1 protein-coding gene is annotated in these 550 nt (G+C 67.1%); it reads right to left on the bottom strand.

Annotated elements, in window-relative coordinates:
* Positions 1 to 220: 220 nt before the first annotated feature.
* Positions 221 to 550: DUF1269 domain-containing protein (locus tag JMF90_RS39780; RefSeq protein ID WP_201326622.1), on the bottom strand; the 330-nt coding region annotated here is incomplete at its 5' end.

The following is a 550-nucleotide window of genomic DNA, read 5'->3' as shown; positions in this document are numbered from 1 at the left end:
CCCCGTATAACTTCGTATAATGTATGCTATACGAAGTTATTACGAATATCGCCGATGCCGTGAAATACGACTGCTTTCATGTCAGGCCCTCCTTGTCGAAAGCGGAAACGGTGAAGGTCACCGTCGAGCCGATCGAGCAAGGCATGCGCCTGTGGAGCGCGCGCGGCGCGCCGTTGGAGAGCAGGCGGGAAGCGCTTCGCTTTCGGGAAGGGCCGGCGCGTCAGTCCGTCGCCGGACCGCGCTCGCCGCTGCCGTCGCGCGCGTTCGAGATCGCTTCGACGAGCTTCAGTTCGTCGTCGATCGACAGCGTCGTGTCGGCCACTTCGCCGCCCAGCGGCGCGAGCGCCGCGCTCAGCGCATAGATGTCGAGCTGCGTCGCGGCCAGCCCGAGCGACACGGTGCCGGGGCGCGCCTTGCGCGCGACGCGGTCGGTCAGCGCATCGTCCACCGGCCGCTCGCGCCACGCGTCGAGCGACGATTCGACGTGCGCGACCACGCTGTCGAGCAGCGAACCGGACGACACGCGGCCCGGATCGACTGCATGCGTGCG

Source organism: Burkholderia sp. E168m23 (genome assembly GCF_016586125.1).
GTDB classification, from domain to species: Bacteria; Pseudomonadota; Gammaproteobacteria; order Burkholderiales; family Burkholderiaceae; genus Burkholderia; species Burkholderia orbicola.
Note: the sequence above shows the minus strand (reverse complement) of the source record. Positions and strands in the feature narration are given on the sequence as shown.